This window comes from Acinetobacter sp. YH12233, from assembly GCF_013417725.1.
Taxonomy (GTDB): Bacteria; Pseudomonadota; Gammaproteobacteria; order Pseudomonadales; family Moraxellaceae; genus Acinetobacter.
In genome coordinates this window covers 35,019-60,031 of sequence record NZ_VPDK01000016.1, presented here as the reverse complement: position 1 = coordinate 60,031, position 25,013 = coordinate 35,019, and the positions used below count along the sequence as shown (strand labels likewise).

The window sequence follows — 25,013 nt, the reverse complement described above, 5'->3', positions numbered from 1 at the left end:
CTCTACTTAAGACACCAATCTTGGCTTGGCTGGCACAGCACTGGATTTCGATTTAAATTTCAATACTCCATCTTCAAAAGATGCAGTTTTCAGCTCTTTACGGTCCGCCAGATAATTATTGGATACTTTCCAAGGCGCATGCTTACCCTGTTTCGGCATTACATCTGCGGCACGGGCAATATAGCCTGAAGTCAGACTTCCCATCACCGTATCTTCCAGCAACTCGGTGGCATCCCCTTCTGGAATCACTTCATCATAACCATGGTGATCCATATAATTGAGAAGACGACAGATATATTCTGCGGCAATGTCCACTTTCAAGGTCCAGGAAGCGTTGATATAACCAATAATCAGCGCCATATTCGGTACATCACTGACCATGACCCCTTGATACAGCATATGCTTCGACGTATCCAAAGGCTTGCCATCCATCGTGGCCTGAATACCACCCAGAATCTGAATATTTAAACCAGTAGCAGACACAATAATATCCGCATCCAGATGTTTACCTGATTTCAGCTGAATCCCAGTTTCAGTAAATTTCTCGATATGATCTGTTTCTACAGATGCATGACCTTCACGCAGGATTTTGAATAAATCCCCATCTGGCACTACACATAGGCGCTGATCCCAAGGTTCATAATTTGGGGTAAAGTGTTTCATATCCACTTTTCCTTTCAGCTGGAACTGTACAGATTTTAATAATAATGTTTTCAGTAGTTTTGGCTGTTTTTGTGCGAGTGCATAGATACCACGCTGCACGCCGATATTACGCGCACGGGTCAGCTTATAGGCCACATCTTCAGGCAATAATTTACGCATTTTTGAGTAAATCATATCGATCGAAGGCACTGACGCGATATAGGTTGGAGAGCGCTGTAACATGGTCACATGCCCTGCACCGCCTTTAACCATGGCAGGAACCAATGTAATCGCTGTTGCACCACTGCCAATAATGACTACTTTTTTTCCGCTATAGTCCAGATTTTCAGGCCAATGCTGCGGGTGAATGAATGTACCTTTGAATGCTTCCTGATTCGGGAATTCCGGCTGGAAGCCTTGATCATAATTGTAGTAACCGGTACAGCCAAGAACAAAGTTAGCGATCCAGGTCTGCTTTTTGCCCTGAGCATTTTCAACTACGACTGACCATTTACGTGTCGCTGAATCATAATTGGCACTAACGACGCGATGTTGAAAATGAATTTTTGAGCTCAAGTTAAATTCCTGAACCACTTCTGCAAGATAATTTTTAATTGCCGAGCCGGAAGCCAATACACTTTCTTTTTTCCACGGCTTGAAGTTGAAACCAAAAGTCGACATATCCGAATCTGAACGGATACCCGGATATTTAAACAGGTCCCACGTACCGCCAAAGCTTTCACGACGTTCAATAATTTCGAATGAGCGTTGAGGACTATGTTTAGAAAGATGGGCTGCCAGACCAATTCCAGAGATCCCCGCGCCTATAATTAAAATATCAACTTGCTTTTCCATATTCTTCTTTTTCCTGAGCATTGTCATATATTTTTATTAAAGCACAAAATTGACAATACACAATGTCAAGTTTAAATAAAAGTGATTATTTTTTTATCTTTTAAGAACAAATTTCTAAACAGCCTGATAATGGGTAAATGCTAGGCATTAAAAAAGGCCGGTTTATTCAACCGACCTTTTCGAACAACGTTTGCTGCTCTACACGAAATTAGTTAACTTCGCGATCTACTAGCTCAACGTAAGCCATCGGTGCAGCATCACCTGCACGGAAGCCCGCTTTAAGAACACGTAGATAACCGCCGTTACGCTCTTTGTAACGAGGGCCAAGAACGGTAAATAATTTACCAACAGTTGCAGCTGAACGAGTACGAGCAAACGCCAAACGACGGTTTGCTACTGTATCGACTTTAGCTAAAGTGATTAAAGGCTCAGCAACACGACGTAATTCTTTTGCTTTAGGCACAGTTGTTTTGATCAACTCGTGCTCGAACAAAGAGTTAGCCATGTTTTGGAACATCGCTTTACGATGACTGCTTGTACGGCCTAATTTCACACCACTATTACGATGACGCATGGTGATAGTCCTACTTAATTAACGGCTACGATAGGCGAAACGATCGTCCATACGGAGACTAGCTGGTGGCCAGTTCTCTAAACGCATGCCGAGTTGTAAGCCTTTGGAAGCCAGAACATCTTTGATCTCAGTAAGCGATTTTTTACCAAGGTTAGGAGTTTTAAGTAACTCAACCTCAGTACGCTGTACAAGATCACCAATGTAGTAAATGTTTTCTGCTTTCAAACAGTTAGCAGAACGAACAGTTAGCTCTAGATCATCTACTGGACGAAGCAAAATTGGATCAACTTCTTCACGAGGTTCTTGAGCCACAGGAGCTTGATCTTTCTGAAGATCAACAAAGATTGCAATTTGTTGTTGCAAGATTGTTGCCGCTTTGCGGATTGCTTCTTCAGGATCAACTGTACCGTTGGTTTCAAGATCAATGACCAGTTTATCAAGGTCAGTACGTTGTTCTACACGAGCGTTTTCCACTGTGTAAGACACACGTTTGATCGGGCTGTAAGATGCATCTAACTGTAAACGACCCACTGGGCGAGTCTCGCCTTCTGGGAAACGTGAGTCAGAAGTCTCATAGCCACGGCCTTGAGCCACTTTCAGGCGCATCTTAAGATTGCCTGATGCACTTAATGTGCCGATCAAGTGTTCAGGGTTAACCACTTCAACATTATGAGGTAAACGAAGGTCAGCCGCAGTTACGTCGCCTGGACCTTGTTTCTCTAATGTTAAATAAGCTTCATTTTGATCGAACAGCTTAATAGACAATCCTTTTAGGTTCAGCAAGAGCTCGACGATGTCCTGCTGCAAGCCTTCCAAAGTACTGTACTCGTGCTCAACACCTTCAATCTCAACTTCTACCACAGCAGCGCCAGGTAAAGAAGAAAGAAGGATGCGACGTAAAGCATTGCCCAGAGTATGACCAAAGCCACGCTCTAAGGGTTCTAGAATAACTTTTGCCGAGGTCCCGCTTGCCGCTTCGACCTTGATCGCTTGCGGAGTTAGAAACTCATTTGCAGTACGCGTCATATTGCTACCTCAAGGATTATTTAGAATACAATTCTACAATCAAGCTTTCGTTGATTTCAGCAGGTAAATCAGAACGATCCGGTGCAGCTTTGAACGTACCTTCTAGTTTAGAATGATCTACTTCCATCCAAGAAGGAATGCCACGTTGAGCAGCTAATTCAATTGCGTTTTTGATACGTAATTGTTGTTTAGCGCCTTCGTGAACTGCAATCACGTCACCAGCTTTAACTTGGATAGACGCGATGTTAACGCGGCGGCCATTTAAAGTGATTGAACGGTGAGATACTAACTGACGAGCTTCTGCACGTGTAGAACCAAAACCCATGCGATAAACAACGTTATCAAGACGGCTTTCGAGCAATTTCAACAGGTTTTCACCAGTTGCGCCTTTAACACGAGCAGCTTCTTTGTAGTAGTTACTAAATTGACGCTCTAAAACACCGTACATACGACGTACTTTTTGTTTTTCACGTAATTGTAGTGAGTACTCAGATTGTTTACCGCCACGAGCTCCACCATGTTGACCAGGAGCTTTAGCGTGTTTTTTAGTTTTGACGTCAAATGGTTTAACGCCAGATTTTAATTGCAGGTCTGTCCCTTCGCGGCGAGAGAGTTTGCATTTTGGACCAATATAACGAGCCATGAATGTTTCTCCTTACACGCGACGTTTTTTAGGTGGACGGCAACCGTTGTGAGGGATTGGAGTCACATCGGTAATGCTGTTAATTTTATAACCCACTGCACCTAATGCACGAACCGCAGACTCACGACCTGGACCAGGACCTTTCACAAGGACGTCCAAGTTTTTCAAACCGTAATCTAAAGCAGCTTTACCAGCAACTTCAGCAGCTACCTGAGCAGCAAACGGAGTTGATTTACGTGATCCACGGAAGCCTTGTCCACCTGAAGTGGCCCAAGCCAGTGCATTACCTTGACGATCGGTAATAGTCACAATGGTGTTATTAAAAGAAGCGTGAATGTGTGCAACACCTTCAGAGACGGTACGAGTGACCTTCTTGCGTGTGCGAGTATCTTTAGCCATCTTTTAGCTTCCAGAAATCTTATTTCTTAATTGGTTTGCGCGGACCTTTACGGGTACGTGCGTTAGTTTTGGTGCGTTGACCACGGACAGGCAAGCTGCGACGATGACGAAGACCGCGGTAGCAGCCTAAATCCATTAAACGTTTAATGTTCATGGAAATTTCGCGACGTAAATCACCTTCGGTCGGAACCTTGGCAATTTCTGCACGAATCGCATCAAGCTGAGCGTCATCTAATTCACGGATCTTAGTAGTAGTTGGGATACCCGCAGCAGCTAAGATTGACTTAGCAGTGTGGCGACCAATACCAAAGATGTACGTTAGAGAGATAACAGCATGCTTGTTATCCGGAATGTTTACACCGGCAATACGAGCCATTCAATTTTCTCCAAAAAGGCAGTAGAGATAATCAACCGCCCCACAAAAATCTTGAGGGGCGGATAATAACCCAATTCGCCTACTGAAATCAACAGGTCTTGATCAGATTAACCTTGACGCTGCTTATGACGAGGTTCTGCGCTACAAATTACGCGGATAACCCCATTACGACGGATAACTTTACAGCTACCACAAATTTTCTTTACAGAAGCTTGTACTTTCATGATGAAACCTCTAAGTGCGCTTATCCCTTAGGATGAGCAGTCGTTTTTCTCATTAACGTTTGATTGTCATACTGGTGCGAGGTGAGATGTGCTTGAAGCTGAGCCATAAAGTCCATCACCACCACTACCACGATCAGCAACGATGTTCCACCCAAGCTAAATGGAATACCAAAAGAGCTTTGCAGAATCATCGGCATTAAACAGATGACAGTGATGTATATCGCGCCAATAAAGGTCAAACGATTGAGAATATGATCTAAGTAACGAGCAGTTTGCTCACCTGGACGAATACCAGGCACGTAAGCTCCGCTGCGTTTCAAGTTCTCTGACACTTCTTTAGGACTAAATACCAGTGCTGTATAGAAGTAACAGAAAAAGATAATTAACGCACCAAAGAGCACCAAATACAACGGCTGACCAGGCGATAACACCAATGCCAAGTCTTGTAGACTACGCTTGATAATTCCTGCACTTGGATCCGAACTACCAACCCATTGACCTAAGCTCGCTGGGAACAAAAGTAAAGAGCTGGCAAAAATTGCCGGAATTACACCCGCCATATTAATTTTTAATGGCAAGTGCGTTTGCTGTGCAGTAAATACACGACGTCCCTGCTGCTTTTGAGCATAGTTCACCGGAATACGACGTTGCGCCTTCTCGATAAACACAATCGCTGCAAGTACAGCAATCGATAACAGACCAAAAATTGCTAATCCAATTAGACTAGACTGGCCATTATCAACTGAAGTTAGAGACTGCATAACTAAAGTCGGCAATCCTGCAACGATACCTGCGAAGATGATCATGGAAATACCATTGCCCACCCCACGCTCGGTAATCTGTTCACCCAGCCACATCAAGAACATGGTCCCCGCAACCAAAGAGGTCACCGCAGGAACATAAAAAGCCAGACCAGAGGTCAGGGTAATTCCCTGGCTGATCAGGCCAGCACACATACCAATTGCTTGCACAAGTGCAAGGAACAGCGTGCCTTGTCGTGTGTATTGGTTAATCTTACGTTTGCCCTGCTCGCCTTCTTTTTTCAAAGCTTCGAGCGATGGAACCACTGTAGACATTAACTGCACAATAATCGATGCAGAGATGTATGGCATAATCCCTAAAGCAAGAATCGACATTCGCTCTAATGCACCACCCGAAAACATGTTAAACAAACCAAGGATGGTACCTTGGTTTGCATTAAACAGATTTTCTAGCGCGGCATTATTAATCCCTGGTACTGGAATATGCGCTCCTAGTCGAAACACCAACAACGCACCAATGAGAAACATCATTCGACGAATAATTTCACGGTATTTCACATGAAATGGTTGGCCTTTCATCATGTTGACATGACCTGAAGAACTAGGAGTCATAGACACTGGGGATTACTCCTCGACTTTACCGCCAGCAGCTTCAACAGCAGCTTTAGCGCCTTTAGTCAATGCAACACCTTGTACAGTGAATGCACGAGTAATTTCACCAGAAAGTACGATACGAGCACGAGTCATGTCTTTACGTACAACGTTCGCAGCTTTTAAAGTTTCAAGAGACACGATGTCGCCTTCAACTTTAGCAAGCTCAGATAAACGTACTTCAGCAGTTTTCAAAGCCAATTGGCTAGTGAAACCGAATTTAGGCAAACGACGATAAAGTGCAGTTTGACCACCTTCGAAACCTGGACGAGTACCACCGCTCTTACGTGAGTTTTGACCTTTGATACCACGACCACCAGTCTTACCAACGCCAGAACCGATACCACGACCTAGACGAAGGTTGTCACGCTTAGCACCTTCTGCAGGTGCAATTGTATTTAAACGCAGAGTCATGGCTTATTCCTCTACACTAACCATATAGTAGACTTGGTTGATCATACCACGGTTAGAAGGCGTATCTTGCACTTCTACAGTATGACCAATACGACGCAGACCTAAACCTTTCAGGCTCAGCTTGTGATTTTTCAAGCGGTGCGATGCAGATTTAGTCTGGGTAACTTTAATCGTTTTCATGATTGATTACCCTTGAATTTGTTCTACTGTTAAACCACGTTTCGCAGCAACTTTCTCAGGAGAAGTCATATCACGCAAACCATTAAAAGTCGCGTTTACTACGTTAGCAGCGTTTGTAGAGCCATAACATTTAGTTAATACGTTACGTACGCCAACAGCTTCTAAAACTGCACGCATCGCGCCACCAGCAATTACACCAGTACCTTCAGAAGCAGGTTGCATGTAAACGCGGCTTGCACCGTGACGAGCATTGATAGGGTGCTGAACAGTACCATCAACAAGGTCAACAGTAATCATGTTACGACGAGCAGCTTCAAGTGCTTTAGAAATAGCAGCTGGAACTTCACGCGCTTTACCACGACCAAAACCTACGCGACCATTACCATCACCCACAACAGTTAATGCTGTGAAAGAGAAGATACGACCACCCTTAACAACTTTGGCTACACGATCAACGGCAACCAGCTTTTCAACAAGACCTTCGTTTTGTTCAACTTTAGCCATGATTAGAACTCCAAGCCGTTTTCACGGGCAGCATCAGCCAAGGCTTTGATACGACCATGATATTTGAAACCAGAACGGTCAAATGCAACTTTAGTAACACCAGCTGCTTTAGCGCGTTCTGCGATTAAAGCACCTACTTTTTGAGCTGCTTCAACGTTACCAGTAGTACCCGCACGTAAAGTAGCGTCTAGAGTAGAAGCTTGCGCTAATACTTTGCCACCATCTGCTGAGATAACTTGAGCATAGATGTGACGCGGAGTGCGGTTTACACACAAACGAGTCGCACCCAATGCACGGATGTGCAAGCGTGTGCTTTTCGCACGACGCAAACGGGATTGTTTCTTTTCGTTCATAAGAACCTCGCGCCTTATTTCTTCTTAGCTTCTTTACGAAGTACAACTTCGTCAGAATAACGAACACCTTTACCTTTATAAGGCTCTGGTGGACGGTAACCACGGATATCTGCAGCGACTTGACCTAGAACTGCTTTATCAGCAGATTTAAGTACGATTTCAGTTGCAGTTGGAGTTTCAGCAGTTACACCTTCAGGAAGCGTATAGTCGATCGGGTGAGAGAAACCAAGGTTAAGGTTAACAACGTTACCTTTAACCGCAGCTTTATAACCAACACCGATAAGTTGTAACTTACGTTCGAAACCTTCGCTTACACCTTTTACAAGGTTGTTAAGCACAGCGCGAGCAGTACCAGCTTGCATCCAAGCGTCTTTAGATTCAGCTTTAGGAGCAATAACTAGAGTACCGTCTTCCTGTTTTAGCTCGACCAGCGCATGCAGGTTGAAAGACAATGTACCTTTGCTGCCTTTCACTTCGACCTGCCGGCCGTTCTGAGTAACTGTTACACCGTTAGGTACAGTTACTGGGGCTTTAGCCACACGAGACATGAGGAATCACCTATTAAGAAACAAAAGCAATAACTTCACCACCAACGCCTGCAGCACGTGCAGCGCGATCAGTCATGATGCCTTTGCTTGTAGAAACAATTGCAATACCTAAACCTTGCTTAACGCTTGGAAGTGCATCTTTACCGCGATACTGACGTAGACCTGGACGGCTTACGCGTTTCACAGTTTCGATAACTGGCTTGCCTTCAAAATATTTTAAAGTCAAAGTAAGAGTTGCTTTGCCTTCAACTTCAGCAACTTCTACGTTTGAAATATAACCTTCTTGTTGAAGTACGTTAGCAATCGCAACTTTCAACTTAGAATTAGGCATAGAAACAGTTTGTTTCTTTGCCATTTGTGCGTTACGAACACGTGTTAGCATGTCGGCAACGGTATCTTGCATACTCATTTATAGTGCTCCTTACCAGCTTGCCTTAACAACGCCAGGTACATCACCTTGCATTACTTTATCGCGTACCATGTTACGGCTTAAGCCGAACTTACGGAAGTAACCATGAGGACGACCAGTTAAACCACAACGGTTACGTAGACGTACTGGAGATGCATTACGTGGTAATGCCTGTAATTTCATCATCGCATCGAAACGTTCTTCATCTGAAGCATTTACGTTTGCAATAATTGCTTTTAATTCAGCACGTTTTGCAGCGTATTTAGCAACAGTAGCTTCGCGTTTCAATTCGCGATTAATCATACTTTTCTTAGCCATTTCGACCTCTTATTTGAACGGGAAGCCGAATGCACGCATTAGCGCACGGCCTTCGTCATCGGTGCGAGCAGTCGTAGTGATGGTAATGTCCATACCACGAATACGGTCAATCTTGTCAAAATCGATCTCAGGGAACATGATCTGTTCTTTAAGACCCATTGAGTAGTTACCACGACCATCAAATGATTTCGCAGAGAAACCACGGAAGTCACGGATACGAGGAATCGCAATCGAGATCAGACGGTCTAAGAATTCGTACATACGTTCGCCGCGTAAAGTAACTTTACAACCAATCGGCCAACCATCACGGATTTTGAAACCAGCGATAGATTTACGAGCTAACGTAAGAACTGGTTTTTGACCAGCGATAGCTTGCATATCAGAAAGAGCACCATCAAGGAGTTTCTTGTCAGCAGAAGCTGCACCAACACCCATGTTGATAGTGATTTTAGTGATGCGAGGGATCTCCATCACATTCTTAATTCCCAATTGTTCTTTTAATTGAGCTTTAAGTTCGTCGTTGTAACGTGCTTTAAGTCTGGCCATTGCCTTTTTCAACCTATTACTTCGCTACCGCCACTGATTCACCATTAGATTTGAATACGCGAGTTTTCACGCCGTCAATCGTTTGGTAACCAACACGGTCAGCCTTTTGGGTTGTAGCATTAAAAATTGCCACGTTTGAAATGTGAAGCGAAGCTTCTTGAGTTACGATGCCGCCTTCAGCGCCAGTAACACGGTTCGGCTTTTGATGCTTCTTCACCAAGTTAAGGCCTTCAACCTTAACGCGGTCATTAGAAACAGACAGAACAGTACCCTGTTTGCCTTTTTCTTTACCTGCGATCACAATTACTTGATCGCCTTTTTTAATCTTAGCCATGATCGCCTCTTATAGAACTTCAGGAGCCAATGAAATAATTTTCATGAACTGTTCAGTACGAAGTTCACGAGTCACTGGTCCGAAAATACGAGTTGCAATCGGCGCTTTGTTGTTGTTCAAAATAACAGCAGCGTTATCGTCGAAACGAATCACTGAACCGTCTGGACGACGGATACCGAATTTTGTACGTACAACTACTGCATTCATCACGTCACCTTTTTTAACACGTGCGCGTGGAATTGCTTCTTTTACAGTAACTTTAATAATGTCGCCAACAGAAGCATAACGACGATGTGAACCACCAAGTACTTTAATACATTGTACGCGGCGAGCACCACTGTTGTCTGCTACGTCGAGCATAGTTTCGGTCTGAATCATTGCCCTACTCCAAAACCGAGCATCACCGGTCACAATTTCGAAAGGCTCAAAGAGTACTCGAAATTGACCGATGATGCAACAAGAACGTTAATTACTCAGCAGCTGCTTCAACAACTTCAACTAAAGTCCATGACTTAGTTTTAGACATTGGGCGGCTTTCTTTAATGGTTACAACGTCGCCAACTTTAGCTGTGTTGTTCTCATCATGAGCATGTAATTTTGTTGAACGGCGGATTGATTTGCCATACAACGGGTGTTGAACACGGCGTTCGATAAGAACAACGATAGATTTTTCCATCTTGTCGCTTACTACTTTGCCTGTTAACGTGCGGACTGTATTTTCACTCATTGTCCGTTCCCCTGTTTTTCGGTAAGGAGGGTCTTGATACGAGCAATAGTCTTGCGAGTCAATTGCACTTCGTGCGATTTACCCAATTGACCAGTTGCTTTCGCCATACGAAGACGGAATTGGTTTAGCTGTTGCTCATCAAGCAAAGCTGTCAACTCTTCTACCGACTTTTCACGTAGATCTTTAGTTTTCATTACATTACCGTCCGAGTCACGATAGTGGTTTTAAACGGAAGTTTAGCAGCAGCAAGCGTGAACGCTTCGCGAGCTAGGTCTTCGTTAACACCATCAATTTCGTACAAGACTTTACCTGGTTTGATTTGGCAAACCCAGTATTCCACAGAACCTTTACCTTTACCCATACGCACTTCAAGTGGTTTAGAAGTAATTGGCTTGTCCGGGAATACACGGATAAAGATTTTACCACCACGTTTAATACGACGGCTAATTGTACGACGCGCTGCTTCAATTTGACGTGCAGTCATTTGACCACGTTCGATTGATTTAAGTGCGATAGTACCAAAAGATACTGAGCTACCGCGGTGAGCTAGACCAGTGTTACGGCCTTTTTGCACCTTACGGAATTTAGTACGTTTAGGTTGCAACATGGATTATTCTCCTTTTTCAGCAGAACGATCATTGCGACGACCACGACGCTCTTGACCTTCACCACGACCGCGACCGCGTTTAGCTGGACGTTCTTCAGCTGGAGCTGGGTTCATGACTTGTTTCATGCCACCCAAGATCTCGCCACGGAAGATCCAAACTTTAACACCAATCGTACCGTAAGTAGTCTCAGCACGCATAGTCGCGTAGTCGATATCTGCACGAAGAGTATGTAGAGGTACACGACCTTCACGATACCATTCAGTACGAGCAATCTCAGCACCACCTAAACGGCCTGAAACTTCTACTTTGATACCTTTCGCACCAGCACGCATAGTGTTTTGAACCGCACGCTTCATAGCACGACGGAACATTACACGTTTTTCCAATTGAGAAGCGATAGCTTCAGCAACTAGACGCGCGTCTAAGTCTGGACGATCAATTTCGTTGATACTTACTTGCGCAGGAACACCCATAATAGATGTTAATTCGCGTTGTAATTTCTCAATGTCTTCGCCTTTTTTACCGATTACGATACCAGGACGAGCAGTGCTAATAGTTACTTTAGCAGCGCCTGTTGGACGTTCGATAAGAATATTGCTGATCATTGCATTCTTAAGTTTTTTAGTTAAAAACTCACGAACTTGCAAATCTTTAAGCAAGTATTCAGCGTATTGTTTCGGACTCGCATACCAGTTAGCGTTATGACGTTTCACAACACCTAGGCGGATACCGATTGGATGAACCTTCTGACCCATATCAAACCCCTACCTTAACGGTGATGTGACAAGTACGCTTAGTAATACGATCTGCACGGCCTTTAGCACGTGGCATAATACGTTTCAGGCTCATGCCTTCATCAACGTAGATCGTAGAAACTTTAAGGTCGTCTACATCTAAACTGTTATTATGTTCAGCGTTTGCAATTGCAGATTCCAACGCTTTCTTAACCAATACTGCAGCTTTTTTGTTGCTGAAGTTTAAGATGTTAAGAGCGTGCGCAACAGATTTGCCGCGGATAAGATCTGCAACCAAACGAGCTTTTTGTGCCGAGATAGCGGCACCGCGTAATTTAGCAGTTACTTCCATCATAGCACCTATTAACGTTTAGATTTCTTGTCAACACCGTGACCACGGTAGGTACGAGTCGGTGCAAATTCACCAAGCTTGTGTCCAACCATATGTTCAGAGATGATCACTGGAACATGGTTACGGCCATTGTGTACAGAAATTGTTAAACCAACAAAATCCGGGAGGATCATCGAACGACGCGACCAAGTTTTGATCGGCTTACGGTTATTAGCCGCGATAGCCGCTTCAACCTTAGCGAACAAGTGCGCATCGACGAATGGGCCTTTTTTCAGAGAACGAGGCATTGTCAGATTCCTTTACTTGTTACTTAACGCGACGGTCGCGAATAATCATCTTAGTCGTACGCTTGTTGGTACGTGTTTTGTACCCTTTAGCTTTTTGACCCCATGGGCTTACAGGTTGAATACCTTTGTTACGCCCTTCACCACCACCGTGTGGGTGATCAACTGGGTTCATCGCCATACCACGAACGGTAGGACGAACACCACGCCAGCGTGATGCACCAGCTTTACCTAGTGAGCGAAGGTTGCTTTCTGAGTTAGATACTTCACCTAACACAGCGCGGCATTCAACATGAATTTTACGCATCTCGCCTGAACGAAGACGAACGATAGCGTAGGAACCGTCACGACCCAACAACTGAACAGAAGTACCAGCTGAACGAGCTAACTGCGCGCCTTTACCGATTTTAAGTTCGATGTTGTGAAGAGTAGAACCGATAGGCATGTTGCGAAGTGGCAAGCAGTTACCTGGACGGATTGGAGCATCGTTACCAGATTGAACTGAATCACCAGCGCGTAAACCTTTAGGCGCGATGATGTAGCGACGTTCACCGTCAGCATACTTCAACAACGCAATGTGCGCAGTACGGTTTGGATCGTATTCAATACGCTCAACTACAGCTGGGATGCCGTCTTTGTTACGTTTGAAGTCGATTAAACGGTAGTGTTGTTTGTGACCGCCACCAACGTGACGAGTCGTAATGTGACCGTTGTTATTACGGCCGCCAGTACGTTTTTTAGCTTCAACTAGTGGAGCATAAGGCGCGCCTTTGTGAAGGTGATCATGAACCACTTTCTCTACAAAGCGACGTCCTGGAGACGTTGGCTTACATTTTTGAATAGGCATAGTTTTCGTCCTTATTCCGCTGCGCTTTCAGCGGCATCGCCCAAGTCAGCCATTTCAACATCTTGGCCAGCTTTCAGGGTGACGTATGCTTTTTTAACATCAGAACGACGTCCTAATGTTTTACCAAAGCGTTTAGTTTTACCTTTAGTGATCGTAGTGTTAACTTTAACAACTTCTACACCAAACAATTGTTCCACTGCTTTTTTGATTTCAAGCTTGTTTGCATCAAGTGCAACTTTGAATACTTGAACACCAGCAGTTTCACCTAAAACTTGTGCTTTTTCTGAGAAAACAGGTCCTTGCAGGACTTGATATAAACGTTCGTTGTTCATCCGAGTTCTACCTCAATTTTCTTAGCAGCAGCTACAGACATAACAACTTTATCGAACGCGATCAAGCTAACAGGATCGATTGCAGTCGCATCAACCACATCAACGTGTGGAAGGTTACGAGCAGCTAGATACAAGTTCTCATCAACAGCATCAGTAACGATCAATGCACGAGTAGCATTCAAGTCGTTAAGTTTTGCAAGCAATTCTTTAGTTTTTGGAGCTGCAACAGCAAACTCTTCAACTAGAACTAAGCGATCTTGACGAACAAGTTCAGCCAGGATGCATTGCATAGCACCGCGGTACATTTTACGGTTTACTTTTTGAGACCAGTCTTGTGGACGAGCAGCAAAAGTTTTACCACCGCCAACCCAGATTGGGCTACGAATAGAACCAGCACGAGCGCGGCCAGTACCTTTTTGACGGAATGGTTTTTTACCACCGCCAGAAACGTCTGCACGTGATTTCTGAGCTTTAGAACCTTGACGACCACCAGCTAAGTAAGCTGTAACAACTTGGTGTACAAGAGCTTCATTAAATTCACGACCGAACGCAACTTCTGATAATTCAACAGCAGAGCCGGAAACAGTATTTAAATTCACGTTATTTCCCCTCAGGCCTTGATCGTAGGACGAACAGTTACGTCGCCACCAGTAGCGCCAGGAATCGCACCTTTAACTACTAGAACTGAACGTTCTGCGTCGATAGATACAATTTCAAGACCCTGTACAGTTACGCGTTCAGCACCTAAATGGCCAGCCATTTTTTTGCCTTTGAACACGCGACCAGGAGTCTGGTTTTGACCTGTAGAACCTAGAACACGGTGAGAAACAGAGTTACCGTGAGTAGCGTCTTGAGTACGGAAGTTCCAACGCTTAACACCACCTTGGAAACCTTTACCTTTAGACTGACCAGTTACGTCAACAATTTGACCCACTGTGAACAGATCTACACCGATAGTAGCGCCAACTTCACGACCTTCAAGCTCAGCTTCTGAAACGCGGAATTCTTGAACCAGACGACCAGCAGCAACACCAGCTTTCGCGAAGTGACCTTTCTGAGCGTTAGTTACGCGAGATTCGCGACGTTCACCAGTAGTGATTTGAATCGCTTGATAACCATCAGTTTCAAGCGTTTTGATTTGAGTGATGCGGTTAGGATCAACCTCAATCACTGTAACAGGCACAGAAACACCAGCATCTGTAAAGATACGTGTCATACCGCACTTGCGACCGACTAAACCAATAGCCATGTGCATAAACCTCTAAAAAAGCGGCCTAATTAACTTAGAGCGTTAATTAACCCGAAAGCCTTAACCCAATGCGATCTGAACATCAACACCAGCTGCAAGATCTAACTTCATCAATGCATCTACAGTTTTGTCTGTAGGTTGAACGATGTCGATCAAACGTTTGTAAGTGCGGATCTCGTATTGGTCACGCGCATCTTTGTTAACGTGTGGTGATGTTAAAACGTTAAAACGTTCAATGCGTGTAGGCATTGGAATTGGACCACAAACTTGTGCGCCAGTACGTTTTGCTGTTTCTACGATTTCTTGAGCTGATTGATCAATAAGACGGTGATCAAAAGACTTAAGACGGATACGAATTCTCTGGTTAGACATACCAGTTAACTCCAAGCCAAATATATAAAGAATCACTCTTGACGCATCTCACCCCACTATTTTAAGGCAAGTGTCAAGAGCAGTGAAATATCACTAAGGTCGTGATCGATGCCACGACTGTAACGATAGTTAACTACTTTCTTCGCAGTTAACCCCCTTCCTCTCGAAGGGTCGCTTATTATAGCCATTGTTTATTGCATAAGCAAATCCCTTTTACGGTTTTTCTTGCTGTATTTCAATTTATTCGGGAAATCAATTGTTTATTTTTTACTCACTAGGCTGTTTTTTCCAAAACATACTGAATAGCTTGATTTAGTATTTGATTTCCTTGGATAAAATTATTTTTGGTTGTTCTTTTCAGTTGTTGGATGTTCTGTACATATTTTCCAGAAAATTGTGAAATTTCTTCTTCATTTTCCAAAAACAGCTTTAAAGTTTCCGGGGTGATTTCCGGATGAAACTGGAACCCCAAGACATTCTTGCCGAGTTGATACATCTGATTACGACAGGCTTCATTTTCTGCCAGATGAATTGCCCCTTTAGGTAGTTCAAAGGTTTCACTATGCCACTGCATAATTTCAAACTGTTCAGGTAAAATAAAACAATCCTCGGGTACATGCGCGACTTTGCGTACCGTGGTCCAGCCTAACTCCTGCTCCTGGTTACGGCTGACGGCCGCACCCAAGGCATTGGCAATCAGCTGCCCACCTAAACATAGGCCAATCGCCGGTTTGCCTTGAGAAAGATAACGGCGTAACCAGCGTTTTTCGATCTTGAGCCATGGATAATTTGCCTCATCATTGACACTCATGGTGCCTCCCATGATGATCAGCAAATCAACTTCTTCAACTGCTGGTAAAGCTTCTATATCGAGTGGACGATCGACGGGTAAAGCAAAGAATTCAGTCGCAGTAATTTGCGCCTGATGCTGCTTTAAAAAATCAATACAACTACCAAAACCCTCGCCAGCAATATGCTGAAAATAATGTACTTTTAACTGCGACTTCATGCGCCTAAACCTTTTGTTGTAGCTCTCTGATTTTAGGTTTTGCAAAAATGAAGCCAACTTTTTAGCAATGTCAATTTTTTCAACATTTCACAACATAACTGGCAGCAATAATGAGATTCTCTTAAGCTAAAGCAATATTTGATTACATTTAAGAGCATTCACGTGAAAAAAAATCCTCAAACAGCGCTGATTCATGCACCACGAAAGGCCCCGCAATATATTTCCAGTATTCAACCTCCCCTGTTTCGTGCATCCACCATCATCTTTAACAATACTGATGCCCTATTTAATCGCCACTGGACTGATGACTATGACTATAGCTATGGCACGCATGGTACACCGACGACATTTACCTTAGGCGATAGCATTGCCCAGATCGAAGGCGGTCAATATTGCTTGCTGGCACCGAGTGGTTTATCCGCGATTAATCTCGTGAATTCTTGTTTTTTAAGCCAGGGCGATGAAGTGTGGGTTGCAGATAATATCTATAGTCCAAACATGGAACATCTACGCAATCTGGAAACCCGCTATGGTATTCAGGTCAAAGTCTATAATGCGATAGACACGGATACTTTTCAGCCCTCGGAAAAAGCCAAACTGCTTTGGCTGGAAGCGGCGGGTTCCGTGACTTTAGAATTTCCTGATTTGAGTCGCTTGGTCAAGAAGGCTCAAGCCAACAATATCCTCACTGCGCTGGACAATACTTGGGGCGCAGGTCTCGCCTTTAATGCATTTGATTTTGGTGAGGATCATTTAAGTGTCGATATGACCGTGCATGCCCTGACTAAATATCCAAGTGGTGGCGGTGATATTCTGATGGGTTCAGTGGTTACCCGCGATAAAGAATTACATCACAAATTGTTCCGTGCCCATGCCATTCAGGGTATTTCAGTATCAGGTGATGATGTCGCTCAGGTACAACGTAGTCTGGCTTCAATGCAACTCCGATATGAACATCAATCACAAAGCTGCTTAACCTTATTAGACTGGCTCAAACAACAACCAGAATTTGTTCAGGTCTTACATCCGGCTGATACTGACAATGCTGGCCATAAAAACTGGAAAGAAATTTGCAAGCAAGGACACAGTGCCGGAGTGGTCAGCGTAATTTTTGACAATAACTACAAGTTGCAAGATATTCGCAATTTCTGTGACAGCTTAAAACTGTTTAAGCTTGGCTTTAGCTGGGGTGGTCCTGTCAGTCTGGTCATGCTATATAACTTAAAAGAAATGCGTGTGCTTGAACATTCACATTTGAAGGAGGGTTTTCTGGTTCGTTTCTGTATTGGTCTGGAACATCCGGAAGATCTGATTGAAGATATTCAGCATGCACTACAAGAAATGAAAAAACTTAAAAATGAATAAATAACAACAGGAAAATTTATGGGTACACCAATCATTATTGCAAAAAAAACCAGTGATACTACGCAAGATATTGTACTGCACTCACAGCTTGCCAACCGTCACGGACTGATTGCCGGCGCGACCGGAACCGGCAAAACGGTAACCTTGAAAGTTTTGGCAGAAAACTTTTCTCGCATTGGTGTACCCGTGTTCCTTGCCGATGCCAAAGGCGATGTTTCCAGCCTGGCCAAGCCAGGCGAAAGTAATCCTAAGTTTGATGAACGTATTAAAAGTCTGAATATTGATTCGATTCCTTTTGAAGCTTCGCCGGTCGTATTCTGGGATCTGTTTGGTGAACAAGGCCATCCGGTCCGTACTACGATTTCTGAAATTGGGCCACTCTTGCTTGCCCGCATCCTGAACCTGAATGACACGCAAGAAGGTGTTCTCTCGGCAGTCTTCCGGATTGCCGACGATCAGGGCTTGTTACTGATCGATTTTAAAGACCTGAAAGCCATGCTCAGCTATGTCAGCGAACATGCTGCAGACTTTAAAGCGGAATATGGCAATCTCTCCCCCGCCAGCCTCGGTGCGATTCAACGCAATTTATTGGCACTTGCAGATCAAGGCGGGGATAAATTCTTTGGCGAGCCAGCACTCGACCTGATGGATTTCCTGCAAACGGATAGCCAAGGCCGCGGCAATATCAATTTGCTGGCTGCCGACAAGCTGATGAATACACCGAAGTTGTACGCCACTTTCCTGCTATGGATGCTGTCAGAGTTATTTGAACAGTTACCAGAAGTGGGTGATCTGGACAAACCGAAACTGGTGTTCTTCTTTGATGAAGCCCACCTACTCTTTGATAATGCCAGCCCTGCCCTGCAAGAAAAAATTGAGCAGGTGGTGCGTCTAATTCGCTCGAAAGGTGTAGGGATTTATTTTGTCACGCAAAATCCGTTGGACTTACCTGAAAGTGTCTTAGGCCAGCTCGGCAATCGGGTTCAACATGCTTTGCGGGCTTTCACTCCCAAAGATCAAAAAGCAGTGAAAACCGCAGCAGAGACTTTCCGAGCCAATCCTGAATTTAAAGTCGATCAGGTGATTACCGAACTTGCTGTCGGTGAAGCCCTAATTAGCTGCCTGGATGAAAAAGGCATTCCGCAAATAGTAGAGCGTGGCTGGGTCATGCCGCCGCATTCATCCTTTACACCGATCTCGCTTGAAGAACGCAAGGCTCTCATGCAGCAAAGTATTGTCGCCGGTATTTATGAGCAGCCAGTCGATCGGGATAGCGCCCATGAAATGCTGCAAAACAAGGTCGCAGAACGCCAGCAACAGGCTCAGGCCGCCGAACTTGCCAAACAGCAAAGCAAGGAACAGGAAGCTCTTGCCAAGCAGCAAATTAAAGAACAGGAACGTCTGGCACGAGAACAGCAAAAAGAAGCTGAACGCGCAGCCAAGCAACGAGAAAAACTGACTCAGGATATTGTCGGCACCTTTGCCAAAAGTGCAGCACGTAGTCTAGGTGGTAGTACCGGACAGAAAATTGTGCGTGGTCTATTAGGTTCCCTCTTCGGGCGCAAATAACCTTCCTTTCTCCGATCGAAAACATCATTTTTATGGGATATTTTTATATCCCATAATTTTTTTATGGTTTTATGCTTTTACTATATTGTAAAAGCATTTTATAAGATGTATTCTAAATACATCTTATAAATAACAGCCATGAGAGATCAGCTATGACTCCACAGCAAATTGACCTTGTAAAAGCCACTGTTCCTGTACTTCGTGAAAATGGGGTTGCCCTGACCGGTTATTTCTATAACCGCATGCTAGGCAATAATCCTGATTTGAAAGAAACCTTTAACATGGGACATCAACGCAGTGGAGCTCAAGCACAAGCCTTGGCAGGTGCGGTTCTGGCTTATGCTGAAAATATCGAAGATCCATCTGTGCTGTTACCCGTGGTTGAGCTGATCGCACATAAACACGTGAGCTTAAACATTAAGGCACCGGATTACGGTATTGTTGGGGAAAACCTGTTGCATTCGATCAGTGAAGTGCTGAACATTTCGATGGATGATCCATTGATTGATGCTTGGGCTGCAGCGTACGGTCAACTGGCGGATCTGTTCATTGCAACTGAAAAAGCGATTTACGACCAGCATGAACAGACTAAAGGCAGCTGGTTAGGCTGGCGCAACTTCAAGATTGCCAAGAAAGTCGTGGAAAGTGACGAAATCACTTCTTTCTACCTGGCTCCAGTCGACGGCGGTCCATTACCGAAATATGAAGCTGGCCAATATATCTCTGTACGTGTGTTTGTACCTGAGTTAAATCTGAGACAACCACGCCAATATACCCTGTCGACTTGCCCACAAGCAGACTACCTGCGTATCTCGGTGAAACGTGAAGACCAGAAAGGCGACATGGTTCCAGGTTGGGTATCGAATACTTTACATAGCCTTCCAGAAGGTTCAGAAATTGAAGTCTCTGCACCGACAGGTAACTTCTACCTGATTGATCCGAATAAACGTAATGTGTTCATCAGTGGCGGTGTAGGTCTAACTCCAATGGTGGCCATGCTAAACCAGCTGGTGACTCTGGACATGCCACAACCTGTGACTTTCATCCATGCCTGCCGTAGCAAACAGGTTCATGCGATGAAACAGCATATTCATGACCTGAAAGCCAAATATCCACGTTTAAGCACAATGACTGCTTATGAATTCCCGCACCCAAGCGATAAACTGGGCGAGGATTATGATGTTGCCGGTCGACTGGACTTAAGCACTGTAGATAGCGCATTATTACCAGCCAATGCAGACTACTATCTCTGTGGCCCAATGCCATTTATGGCTGAACAGCAAAAGGCGCTTGTCGCTCGCGGAATTCCTGCTGAGAACATTCATAGCGAAGCCTTTGGCACAGGTGGTGTACGCCACTAACTGCTTCTTCAGCTTAAAATAAAAACAGAGGGTTAGCCTGGTATGCTAGACTAACCCTAATTTTTTTCATCAAAAACATCAGTATTATCATGCAACTGAATAAATTTACTGACTATGCGCTGCGCATACTGATGTATGTTGCACAACCCCGCGATCTGCCTTATACGATTGCCGAGCTGGCGGAGCGCTTACAGATTTCACAGAACCATGCCATGAAAATTGCCTACTTTATGGCGAAACAGGACTGGCTCATTACCTCTCGCGGTAAAGGCGGTGGAATCCGTCTTAATCCGGCTGCCCTGAAAGTTCAGCTAGGACAGATTGTGCGTATTCTGCAACGTGACAACCAGATTGTGGAATGTAATGATCCACCCTGTGTATTACGTACCAATTGCGGATTAAAAGGCATTCTGGATCAGGCGGTGGAGCAGTTCTACACCAGTCTCGATCAATATATTCTGGGTGATGTCGTTGAACCGACCAAGGAACATTTTAGTATCCAGTCACCAATTAGCCTGATCAATCTCTAATACCCTTATTCTATTGGGCAATTCTAAAGTTCGCTTGCCCGCCCGACTTCCTTTATAATAGCTTCTTGTATAATTAGTCATTGAAGTTGAGCCATGCATCACAGCAGAGGAAAGTCGAAAAACAGTAAGGCATCAAATGCCCCAAAGCAAAAGATCAGCTATGAAAAAAAGGTCGATCCAGCCATTACTGAATATTCGGTACAAGCCCTCAACTGGTTACGCAAAGCTGAGTTCCTGATGAGTGCACCCAAGCTCAGCTTGTGTGTAGAAGATACCGGTTATGAGGTGGCTTTTGCTGGCCGTTCCAATGCGGGTAAATCGAGTGCCATCAATGCCCTGACCAATCAGAAACAGTTGGCCCGTGCGTCCAAAAAACCAGGCCGTACCCAGATGATCAACTTCTTTAGCCTTGGCAATCCGGATCAGCGTCTGGTCGATTTACCGGGTTATGGCTATGCAGCGGTCCCAGAAGCCATGAAAATTGTCTGGCAGAAAGAACTGGAAAACTATCTGATTCACCGCAAGAGCCTGCAAGGTCTGGTGTTGCTGATGGATATCCGTCATCCGCTACAACACTTTGATGTGATGATGCTGGAATGGGCCTATTCACGTAAATTATTCGTACATGTGCTGCTGACCAAAGCCGACAAGCTGAACCGTGGCCCTGCTTCGAAAGCGCTACAAGAAGTGAAAGCCAAACTGAAAAAGATGAAGCTGGATTTCTCGATTCAACTGTTTTCTTCTCTAAACAAGCAAGGTCTGGAAGAACTGGCCAGTGTGATGGGCGGGCGTTTGAACTTCACTTTGAATCAAGCACCTGAATTTGATCTGGACAGCATTCCTGAAGCTTCAATGCATGATTTAAACGAAGCTGATGAACCAATTGAATTATTAGAAGATGAAGATGAGACCAACAGCGCTCATGAAGTCAGTGCCAGTGAACTGAATGATCTGGACGCGCCTGTGGAAGTCGATCCAACAAAGATTGTCGAACAGGATCCACAAAAATAAGCCGAATGTGTTTCATCGGATAAAAGAATGTCCCGTATTGCCTGCTGCAATTCGGGATATTTTTTTCATACTGTCTTGATCAAGCAGTGATGGATTCACACCATGTCTTTACTTTCGCGCTTCAAAACAACAAGAATTGGCTCTTCCATTTCCTATTTTATCCAGCCTCGCAAAGTCAGCTTTGAATGGCAAGACACTCCAGTCGACTGGATTCCTGATCAGCCCTTTGCCAGTTACTTCGTCAATGAAATTAACAATATTCTGCCCGCGGGTGAACTCTGGTTCTGCCGTTTATATAACAAAGTCCTCCCCCAGATCACTGACGAAAAATTAAAGCATGATGTGCAGGCATTTATCCGTCAGGAAGCCATGCATGCCCAAGCGCATAATTCGGCCAATAAAGAATATTTATCTGAACGTCAGATTGATATCCAGCGCAATCTGCACATCATGCATTTCCTATTTAACAAGCTGCTCGCCGATCAGCCATTCGGTCTCAAAATTCCTAAAATCTTAGAACACCAATGGGATCTGTTCCGTCTCGGTATCATTGCGACGATAGAACACATGACCTGTGTCCTAGGTAAATACGCACTCTACAATACTGAATGGGAACGTCTGGGTGCTGATCCGAATATGCTGGATCTGGTGAAATGGCATGGTGCTGAAGAAATTGAACATCGTAGTGTGGCTTTTGATTTATATCGTCACCTAGGTGGCGGCTATATTGCCCGTTATTATCTAAGTGTGGTGGTCATTATTGGTGTAATTGGCCTTTGGGTGGATGGTGCTGCACATCTGTTATCGCAGGATTCACGTTTCAAGCAGTATAAGCCAGCCGTATATAAACCCTGGATCTGGAAAGAATGGTTGCGTATTTCCCAGTCAGATAACCGCCTTCTGCCTAACCCGCTGTGGTTAGTATCCCAACAGCTCGGTTATTTAATGCCTTGGTATGATCCGGTGCATGAAGGCAGTACCGATGATGCGCTGCATTATCTCAACCATTCACAGGCAGCCAAACGCGCTACTCTCAAAGTCGCTTAAGCTTGCCTGTTATTACAATTTCTAACAGCAGGGATCGCTTCCCTGCTTTTTATTTGTCCTAAGATAGAAATATAACAATCATAATCAGGAGGGACTTATGTAAGCACGGATTTCTGTGATTACCCTCGGTGTGCTCGATCTGGAAGCTTCACTACGCTTTTACCGTGATGGACTGGGTTTTCCCAGTGAAGGAATTATGGGTGAAGAGTTTGAATATGGCGCGGTGGCTTTTATTCAATTACAACCTGGTCTTAAGCTTGCCTTATGGCCAGAGCGTAGTATCCAGCAAGATACCGGTCTGGAGCCAAGCCCAATCTGTCCGACGCAAATGACTCTGGGGCATAATGTCTATAGTCCCTTAGAAGTCGACCAGGCAATGGCACAGGCTGAACGTGCCGGCGCTAAAATTATTAAACCTGCACACACGACTTTTTATGGCGGATATGCAGGTTATTTTCAGGATCCCAATGGTCATCTCTGGGAAATTGTCTGGAATCCGGACTTAGATAAAGCTGAATTAGACAAAGATTAAACCGGCACTTCAGGCTCGCGGGTATGTCGATCTACCACCACACTAATCATCATATCGCCCTGTACATTCACTACTGTACGTACCGTATCGAGTAGACGGTCAATCGGAAGTAAAATCGCAATCGCTTCAGCAGGTAAACCCACTGATTGCAGTACCATGATCATAGTGACCATGCCAGCGCTTGGAATGCCTGGTGCACCTAGGGACGCAATCATTGCCGTGGCACAAACCACCAGCTGCTGACCTAAGGTTAAATCCAGTCCCATCAAATTGGCAATAAACAAAGCTGCTGCAGCTTCATAAAGTGCCGTTCCATCCATATTCAGCTGCGTGCCAAGAGGAATCACAAAACCAGCTGTTTGCGGACGTACGCCCAGATTTTCCTGCGCGCATTTTAAAGAAATCGGCATGGTTGCCGAACTGGAGCTGGTGGCAAAGGCAGTAATTAATGCACTACGGGTGCCTTTAAAAAAGGTCAGCGGATTCATTTTTCCGAAGATCCATAGCAATAACGGCAACACCACTATTCCGTGGAAAATTGTAGTGCCTGTCACCACTGCCGCAAACTCGGCCAGACGGCTCAGCACTGAAATATCTTCAGTGGCAATTAACTTGGCGAGTAATGCAAAAATCCCAATCGGTGCCAGTTTCATGATCCAGCCAATCATCAACATCATGATGTCAAAAAACTGGTGACTCAGCTTACGCACAGTACGGAAGCTGTCTCCACCTGCGACCAGCGCCACACCGATAAACAGAGCAAAAATCACAACAGCCAAAACATTGCCATCAGCAAAGGCTTTAAAGGGATTGATCAGGGTATTCTGAATAAAATTGGTAAAGAAAGACGACGGCGTTAAAGTATCAGGAGTCTGATGCTGAGCCATAGCATCCTGAAACATCACCACATCCACACCTCTCCCCACATTAAACAGATGCGCACAGGTTAGCCCTAAAATCAGTGCCAATGAGGTGGTGGTCACACAGCACAGCAAAGTAATTTTCCAGGTTCGACTCAGCTGTCCCCCCGCCTGCAGATTAGACACCCCAACTACGATTGAGGTAAAAATCAGGGGAATCAAAATCATTTTCAGCAGACCAATAAAAAGGCTACTGGCAATTCCGATCCCGTACAGGCCGATATCAAAAAATGTGCTTTGCGGAAATAAAGTCAGTAAAAATCCAAACAGTACCCCCAATACGGCGGCAATTAAAATCTGCGTATTTAAGCTCATTTTACATGCATTTTTAATATTGATCTTAAAGGCACTATGCCATGCAAGTACTGGAGAATCGAGTAATTTTTTATAAAGAGCCGTGTTTAAAA

38 protein-coding genes are annotated in these 25,013 nt (G+C 44.5%); 7 read left to right on the top strand and 31 right to left on the bottom strand.

Annotated elements, in window-relative coordinates; translation table 11 throughout:
• Positions 1-6: 6 nt before the first annotated feature.
• The 30 genes from FTV12_RS09080 to FTV12_RS08935 all read right to left on the bottom strand — a co-directional run bounded on the left by FTV12_RS09080 (position 7) and on the right by FTV12_RS08935 (position 16,271).
• A complete protein-coding gene (locus FTV12_RS09080; protein WP_180025509.1) occupies positions 7-1,497 on the bottom strand; it encodes an NAD(P)/FAD-dependent oxidoreductase in 1,491 nt (496 codons plus the stop codon).
• Between the two features lie 208 nt (positions 1,498-1,705).
• Positions 1,706-2,071, bottom strand: a complete 366-nt coding sequence (rplQ, locus tag FTV12_RS09075) for a 50S ribosomal protein L17 (RefSeq protein WP_004786886.1) — start codon at positions 2,069-2,071, stop codon at positions 1,706-1,708.
• 18 nt (positions 2,072-2,089) lie between these two features.
• Positions 2,090-3,097, bottom strand: coding sequence for a DNA-directed RNA polymerase subunit alpha (locus tag FTV12_RS09070; RefSeq protein ID WP_004786889.1), 1,008 nt, complete (start codon positions 3,095-3,097; stop codon positions 2,090-2,092).
• Positions 3,098-3,113: 16 nt separating this feature from the next.
• Positions 3,114-3,740 (bottom strand): 30S ribosomal protein S4, encoded by a 627-nt coding sequence (gene rpsD, locus FTV12_RS09065; protein WP_004786890.1) that lies wholly within the window; start codon positions 3,738-3,740, stop codon positions 3,114-3,116.
• Positions 3,741-3,752: 12 nt separating this feature from the next.
• Positions 3,753-4,139, bottom strand: a complete 387-nt coding sequence (gene rpsK / locus FTV12_RS09060) for a 30S ribosomal protein S11 (RefSeq protein ID WP_001040166.1) — start codon at positions 4,137-4,139, stop codon at positions 3,753-3,755.
• A gap of 19 nt (positions 4,140-4,158) precedes the next feature.
• On the bottom strand, positions 4,159-4,515 hold the full coding sequence (rpsM, locus tag FTV12_RS09055) for a 30S ribosomal protein S13 (protein WP_004786893.1): 357 nt from the start codon (positions 4,513-4,515) through the stop codon (positions 4,159-4,161).
• Positions 4,516-4,622: 107 nt separating this feature from the next.
• Entirely contained in the window at positions 4,623-4,739 is a 117-nt protein-coding gene (gene rpmJ, locus FTV12_RS09050) for a 50S ribosomal protein L36 (protein ID WP_000867907.1), read from the bottom strand.
• A 20-nt stretch (positions 4,740-4,759) separates the two neighbouring features.
• The gene (gene secY / locus FTV12_RS09045; protein WP_171505548.1) at positions 4,760-6,079 is read right to left on the bottom strand and encodes a preprotein translocase subunit SecY; all 1,320 of its coding nucleotides are present in this window, start codon (positions 6,077-6,079) and stop codon (positions 4,760-4,762) included.
• A 45-nt stretch (positions 6,080-6,124) separates the two neighbouring features.
• Complete coding sequence (rplO, locus tag FTV12_RS09040; protein ID WP_004786897.1) at positions 6,125-6,565, bottom strand: 50S ribosomal protein L15; 441 nt, start codon at positions 6,563-6,565, stop codon at positions 6,125-6,127.
• Positions 6,566-6,568: 3 nt separating this feature from the next.
• The gene (gene rpmD, locus FTV12_RS09035) at positions 6,569-6,745 is read right to left on the bottom strand and encodes a 50S ribosomal protein L30 (RefSeq protein WP_004786899.1); all 177 of its coding nucleotides are present in this window, start codon (positions 6,743-6,745) and stop codon (positions 6,569-6,571) included.
• Positions 6,746-6,751: 6 nt separating this feature from the next.
• The gene (rpsE, locus tag FTV12_RS09030; RefSeq protein ID WP_004786901.1) at positions 6,752-7,249 is read right to left on the bottom strand and encodes a 30S ribosomal protein S5; all 498 of its coding nucleotides are present in this window, start codon (positions 7,247-7,249) and stop codon (positions 6,752-6,754) included.
• Between the two features lie 2 nt (positions 7,250-7,251).
• Positions 7,252-7,602, bottom strand: a complete 351-nt coding sequence (gene rplR / locus FTV12_RS09025) for a 50S ribosomal protein L18 (protein ID WP_004281497.1) — start codon at positions 7,600-7,602, stop codon at positions 7,252-7,254.
• A gap of 14 nt (positions 7,603-7,616) precedes the next feature.
• The gene (gene rplF, locus FTV12_RS09020; RefSeq protein ID WP_004786903.1) at positions 7,617-8,150 is read right to left on the bottom strand and encodes a 50S ribosomal protein L6; all 534 of its coding nucleotides are present in this window, start codon (positions 8,148-8,150) and stop codon (positions 7,617-7,619) included.
• A gap of 13 nt (positions 8,151-8,163) precedes the next feature.
• Complete coding sequence (gene rpsH, locus FTV12_RS09015; RefSeq protein ID WP_004786905.1) at positions 8,164-8,559, bottom strand: 30S ribosomal protein S8; 396 nt, start codon at positions 8,557-8,559, stop codon at positions 8,164-8,166.
• 12 nt (positions 8,560-8,571) lie between these two features.
• Positions 8,572-8,877 carry a 30S ribosomal protein S14 gene (gene rpsN / locus FTV12_RS09010; RefSeq protein ID WP_004786907.1) on the bottom strand — a complete coding sequence of 102 codons (306 nt, stop codon included), beginning with the start codon at positions 8,875-8,877 and terminating at the stop codon, positions 8,572-8,574.
• 9 nt (positions 8,878-8,886) lie between these two features.
• On the bottom strand, positions 8,887-9,423 hold the full coding sequence (gene rplE, locus FTV12_RS09005) for a 50S ribosomal protein L5 (RefSeq protein ID WP_004786908.1): 537 nt from the start codon (positions 9,421-9,423) through the stop codon (positions 8,887-8,889).
• Between the two features lie 16 nt (positions 9,424-9,439).
• Entirely contained in the window at positions 9,440-9,757 is a 318-nt protein-coding gene (rplX, locus tag FTV12_RS09000) for a 50S ribosomal protein L24 (protein WP_004786911.1), read from the bottom strand.
• Between the two features lie 9 nt (positions 9,758-9,766).
• Positions 9,767-10,135 (bottom strand): 50S ribosomal protein L14, encoded by a 369-nt coding sequence (gene rplN, locus FTV12_RS08995; protein WP_001982634.1) that lies wholly within the window; start codon positions 10,133-10,135, stop codon positions 9,767-9,769.
• A 91-nt stretch (positions 10,136-10,226) separates the two neighbouring features.
• Positions 10,227-10,484 carry a 30S ribosomal protein S17 gene (gene rpsQ / locus FTV12_RS08990; protein ID WP_004786913.1) on the bottom strand — a complete coding sequence of 86 codons (258 nt, stop codon included), beginning with the start codon at positions 10,482-10,484 and terminating at the stop codon, positions 10,227-10,229.
• Positions 10,481-10,678, bottom strand: coding sequence for a 50S ribosomal protein L29 (gene rpmC / locus FTV12_RS08985; protein WP_004786915.1), 198 nt, complete (start codon positions 10,676-10,678; stop codon positions 10,481-10,483). The genes rpsQ and rpmC overlap by 4 nt, the downstream gene beginning before the upstream one ends.
• The gene (rplP, locus tag FTV12_RS08980) at positions 10,678-11,091 is read right to left on the bottom strand and encodes a 50S ribosomal protein L16 (RefSeq protein WP_004786917.1); all 414 of its coding nucleotides are present in this window, start codon (positions 11,089-11,091) and stop codon (positions 10,678-10,680) included. The genes rpmC and rplP overlap by 1 nt, the downstream gene beginning before the upstream one ends.
• Before the next feature lie 3 nt (positions 11,092-11,094).
• Positions 11,095-11,847 carry a 30S ribosomal protein S3 gene (gene rpsC / locus FTV12_RS08975; protein WP_004786918.1) on the bottom strand — a complete coding sequence of 251 codons (753 nt, stop codon included), beginning with the start codon at positions 11,845-11,847 and terminating at the stop codon, positions 11,095-11,097.
• Between the two features lies 1 nt (position 11,848).
• Positions 11,849-12,178, bottom strand: a complete 330-nt coding sequence (gene rplV, locus FTV12_RS08970) for a 50S ribosomal protein L22 (protein ID WP_001982638.1) — start codon at positions 12,176-12,178, stop codon at positions 11,849-11,851.
• Between the two features lie 11 nt (positions 12,179-12,189).
• The gene (gene rpsS, locus FTV12_RS08965) at positions 12,190-12,465 is read right to left on the bottom strand and encodes a 30S ribosomal protein S19 (protein WP_004673001.1); all 276 of its coding nucleotides are present in this window, start codon (positions 12,463-12,465) and stop codon (positions 12,190-12,192) included.
• 19 nt (positions 12,466-12,484) lie between these two features.
• Positions 12,485-13,309 (bottom strand): 50S ribosomal protein L2, encoded by an 825-nt coding sequence (rplB, locus tag FTV12_RS08960; RefSeq protein WP_005233738.1) that lies wholly within the window; start codon positions 13,307-13,309, stop codon positions 12,485-12,487.
• An 11-nt stretch (positions 13,310-13,320) separates the two neighbouring features.
• Positions 13,321-13,641 (bottom strand): 50S ribosomal protein L23, encoded by a 321-nt coding sequence (gene rplW / locus FTV12_RS08955; protein ID WP_004786923.1) that lies wholly within the window; start codon positions 13,639-13,641, stop codon positions 13,321-13,323.
• Positions 13,638-14,240, bottom strand: coding sequence for a 50S ribosomal protein L4 (gene rplD / locus FTV12_RS08950; protein WP_004786925.1), 603 nt, complete (start codon positions 14,238-14,240; stop codon positions 13,638-13,640). Before rplD ends, rplW begins: the two co-directional genes overlap by 4 nt.
• An 11-nt stretch (positions 14,241-14,251) precedes the next feature.
• Positions 14,252-14,890, bottom strand: coding sequence for a 50S ribosomal protein L3 (gene rplC, locus FTV12_RS08945; RefSeq protein ID WP_005233737.1), 639 nt, complete (start codon positions 14,888-14,890; stop codon positions 14,252-14,254).
• A 60-nt stretch (positions 14,891-14,950) separates the two neighbouring features.
• Positions 14,951-15,262, bottom strand: coding sequence for a 30S ribosomal protein S10 (gene rpsJ, locus FTV12_RS08940; protein ID WP_000070912.1), 312 nt, complete (start codon positions 15,260-15,262; stop codon positions 14,951-14,953).
• Positions 15,263-15,536: 274 nt separating this feature from the next.
• Positions 15,537-16,271, bottom strand: a complete 735-nt coding sequence (locus tag FTV12_RS08935) for a type 1 glutamine amidotransferase (RefSeq protein WP_180011199.1) — start codon at positions 16,269-16,271, stop codon at positions 15,537-15,539.
• Between the two features lie 162 nt (positions 16,272-16,433).
• On the opposite strand from FTV12_RS08935, the gene FTV12_RS08930 reads away from it, so the two are divergent.
• The 7 genes from FTV12_RS08930 (at position 16,434) to FTV12_RS08900 (ending at position 23,686) form a co-directional block, all read left to right on the top strand.
• Positions 16,434-17,636, top strand: a complete 1,203-nt coding sequence (locus FTV12_RS08930) for a PLP-dependent transferase (protein ID WP_180011197.1) — start codon at positions 16,434-16,436, stop codon at positions 17,634-17,636.
• Between the two features lie 18 nt (positions 17,637-17,654).
• Positions 17,655-19,205 (top strand): helicase HerA-like domain-containing protein, encoded by a 1,551-nt coding sequence (locus FTV12_RS08925; protein ID WP_180011195.1) that lies wholly within the window; start codon positions 17,655-17,657, stop codon positions 19,203-19,205.
• Positions 19,206-19,357: 152 nt separating this feature from the next.
• Entirely contained in the window at positions 19,358-20,566 is a 1,209-nt protein-coding gene (gene hmpA / locus FTV12_RS08920) for an NO-inducible flavohemoprotein (protein ID WP_004786935.1), read from the top strand.
• 89 nt (positions 20,567-20,655) lie between these two features.
• A complete protein-coding gene (locus FTV12_RS08915) occupies positions 20,656-21,096 on the top strand; it encodes an Rrf2 family transcriptional regulator (RefSeq protein ID WP_004786937.1) in 441 nt (146 codons plus the stop codon).
• A gap of 93 nt (positions 21,097-21,189) precedes the next feature.
• Positions 21,190-22,107: a ribosome biogenesis GTP-binding protein YihA/YsxC gene (gene yihA / locus FTV12_RS08910; protein ID WP_125278969.1), complete on the top strand. Its 918-nt coding sequence runs from the start codon at positions 21,190-21,192 to the stop codon at positions 22,105-22,107.
• A 102-nt stretch (positions 22,108-22,209) separates the two neighbouring features.
• A complete protein-coding gene (locus tag FTV12_RS08905) occupies positions 22,210-23,154 on the top strand; it encodes a metal-dependent hydrolase (RefSeq protein WP_180011193.1) in 945 nt (314 codons plus the stop codon).
• A gap of 109 nt (positions 23,155-23,263) precedes the next feature.
• Positions 23,264-23,686, top strand: coding sequence for a VOC family protein (locus tag FTV12_RS08900; RefSeq protein WP_373687227.1), 423 nt, complete (start codon positions 23,264-23,266; stop codon positions 23,684-23,686).
• Here FTV12_RS08900 and FTV12_RS08895 read toward each other — a convergent pair.
• Entirely contained in the window at positions 23,683-24,921 is a 1,239-nt protein-coding gene (locus tag FTV12_RS08895; protein ID WP_180011188.1) for a dicarboxylate/amino acid:cation symporter, read from the bottom strand. The genes FTV12_RS08900 and FTV12_RS08895 overlap by 4 nt on opposite strands.
• Positions 24,922-25,013 lie beyond the last annotated feature (92 nt).

What these genes read in the sequence shown, in the direction of transcription:
- rplQ (WP_004786886.1), bottom strand. Translation starts at nt 2,071, where the DNA reads ATGCGTCATCGTAATAGTGGTGTGAAATTAGGCCGTACAAGCAGTCAT.
- FTV12_RS09070 (WP_004786889.1), bottom strand. Translation starts at nt 3,097, where the DNA reads ATGACGCGTACTGCAAATGAGTTTCTAACTCCGCAAGCGATCAAGGTC.
- rpsM (WP_004786893.1), bottom strand. Translation starts at nt 4,515, where the DNA reads ATGGCTCGTATTGCCGGTGTAAACATTCCGGATAACAAGCATGCTGTT.
- rpsN (WP_004786907.1), bottom strand. Translation starts at nt 8,877, where the DNA reads ATGGCTAAGAAAAGTATGATTAATCGCGAATTGAAACGCGAAGCTACT.
- rplB (WP_005233738.1), bottom strand. Translation starts at nt 13,309, where the DNA reads ATGCCTATTCAAAAATGTAAGCCAACGTCTCCAGGACGTCGCTTTGTA.
- rplP (WP_004786917.1), bottom strand. Translation starts at nt 11,091, where the DNA reads ATGTTGCAACCTAAACGTACTAAATTCCGTAAGGTGCAAAAAGGCCGT.
- rpmJ (WP_000867907.1), bottom strand. Translation starts at nt 4,739, where the DNA reads ATGAAAGTACAAGCTTCTGTAAAGAAAATTTGTGGTAGCTGTAAAGTT.
- rpsS (WP_004673001.1), bottom strand. Translation starts at nt 12,465, where the DNA reads ATGCCTCGTTCTCTGAAAAAAGGCCCATTCGTCGATGCGCACTTGTTC.
- rpsE (WP_004786901.1), bottom strand. Translation starts at nt 7,249, where the DNA reads ATGGCTAAAGTTGAACAAAACGAAGGTCTTGTTGAAAAGCTGGTTGCC.
- hmpA (WP_004786935.1), top strand. Translation starts at nt 19,358, where the DNA reads ATGACTCCACAGCAAATTGACCTTGTAAAAGCCACTGTTCCTGTACTT.
- rpsC (WP_004786918.1), bottom strand. Translation starts at nt 11,847, where the DNA reads ATGGGTCAGAAGGTTCATCCAATCGGTATCCGCCTAGGTGTTGTGAAA.
- rpsJ (WP_000070912.1), bottom strand. Translation starts at nt 15,262, where the DNA reads ATGTCTAACCAGAGAATTCGTATCCGTCTTAAGTCTTTTGATCACCGT.
- FTV12_RS08935 (WP_180011199.1), bottom strand. Translation starts at nt 16,271, where the DNA reads ATGAAGTCGCAGTTAAAAGTACATTATTTTCAGCATATTGCTGGCGAG.
- rpmD (WP_004786899.1), bottom strand. Translation starts at nt 6,745, where the DNA reads ATGAAAACGATTAAAGTTACCCAGACTAAATCTGCATCGCACCGCTTG.
- yihA (WP_125278969.1), top strand. Translation starts at nt 21,190, where the DNA reads ATGCATCACAGCAGAGGAAAGTCGAAAAACAGTAAGGCATCAAATGCC.
- rplX (WP_004786911.1), bottom strand. Translation starts at nt 9,757, where the DNA reads ATGGCTAAGATTAAAAAAGGCGATCAAGTAATTGTGATCGCAGGTAAA.
- FTV12_RS08915 (WP_004786937.1), top strand. Translation starts at nt 20,656, where the DNA reads ATGCAACTGAATAAATTTACTGACTATGCGCTGCGCATACTGATGTAT.
- secY (WP_171505548.1), bottom strand. Translation starts at nt 6,079, where the DNA reads ATGAAAGGCCAACCATTTCATGTGAAATACCGTGAAATTATTCGTCGA.
- FTV12_RS08895 (WP_180011188.1), bottom strand. Translation starts at nt 24,921, where the DNA reads ATGAGCTTAAATACGCAGATTTTAATTGCCGCCGTATTGGGGGTACTG.
- rpsD (WP_004786890.1), bottom strand. Translation starts at nt 3,740, where the DNA reads ATGGCTCGTTATATTGGTCCAAAATGCAAACTCTCTCGCCGCGAAGGG.
- rplN (WP_001982634.1), bottom strand. Translation starts at nt 10,135, where the DNA reads ATGATTCAGACCGAAACTATGCTCGACGTAGCAGACAACAGTGGTGCT.
- rplC (WP_005233737.1), bottom strand. Translation starts at nt 14,890, where the DNA reads ATGGCTATTGGTTTAGTCGGTCGCAAGTGCGGTATGACACGTATCTTT.
- rpmC (WP_004786915.1), bottom strand. Translation starts at nt 10,678, where the DNA reads ATGAAAACTAAAGATCTACGTGAAAAGTCGGTAGAAGAGTTGACAGCT.
- FTV12_RS08905 (WP_180011193.1), top strand. Translation starts at nt 22,210, where the DNA reads ATGTCTTTACTTTCGCGCTTCAAAACAACAAGAATTGGCTCTTCCATT.
- rplV (WP_001982638.1), bottom strand. Translation starts at nt 12,178, where the DNA reads ATGGAAGTAACTGCTAAATTACGCGGTGCCGCTATCTCGGCACAAAAA.
- rplR (WP_004281497.1), bottom strand. Translation starts at nt 7,602, where the DNA reads ATGAACGAAAAGAAACAATCCCGTTTGCGTCGTGCGAAAAGCACACGC.
- rplW (WP_004786923.1), bottom strand. Translation starts at nt 13,641, where the DNA reads ATGAACAACGAACGTTTATATCAAGTCCTGCAAGGACCTGTTTTCTCA.
- rpsK (WP_001040166.1), bottom strand. Translation starts at nt 4,139, where the DNA reads ATGGCTAAAGATACTCGCACACGCAAGAAGGTCACTCGTACCGTCTCT.
- rpsQ (WP_004786913.1), bottom strand. Translation starts at nt 10,484, where the DNA reads ATGAGTGAAAATACAGTCCGCACGTTAACAGGCAAAGTAGTAAGCGAC.
- rplE (WP_004786908.1), bottom strand. Translation starts at nt 9,423, where the DNA reads ATGGCCAGACTTAAAGCACGTTACAACGACGAACTTAAAGCTCAATTA.
- rplO (WP_004786897.1), bottom strand. Translation starts at nt 6,565, where the DNA reads ATGACTCTGCGTTTAAATACAATTGCACCTGCAGAAGGTGCTAAGCGT.
- FTV12_RS08925 (WP_180011195.1), top strand. Translation starts at nt 17,655, where the DNA reads ATGGGTACACCAATCATTATTGCAAAAAAAACCAGTGATACTACGCAA.
- rpsH (WP_004786905.1), bottom strand. Translation starts at nt 8,559, where the DNA reads ATGAGTATGCAAGATACCGTTGCCGACATGCTAACACGTGTTCGTAAC.
- FTV12_RS09080 (WP_180025509.1), bottom strand. Translation starts at nt 1,497, where the DNA reads ATGGAAAAGCAAGTTGATATTTTAATTATAGGCGCGGGGATCTCTGGA.
- rplF (WP_004786903.1), bottom strand. Translation starts at nt 8,150, where the DNA reads ATGTCTCGTGTGGCTAAAGCCCCAGTAACTGTACCTAACGGTGTAACA.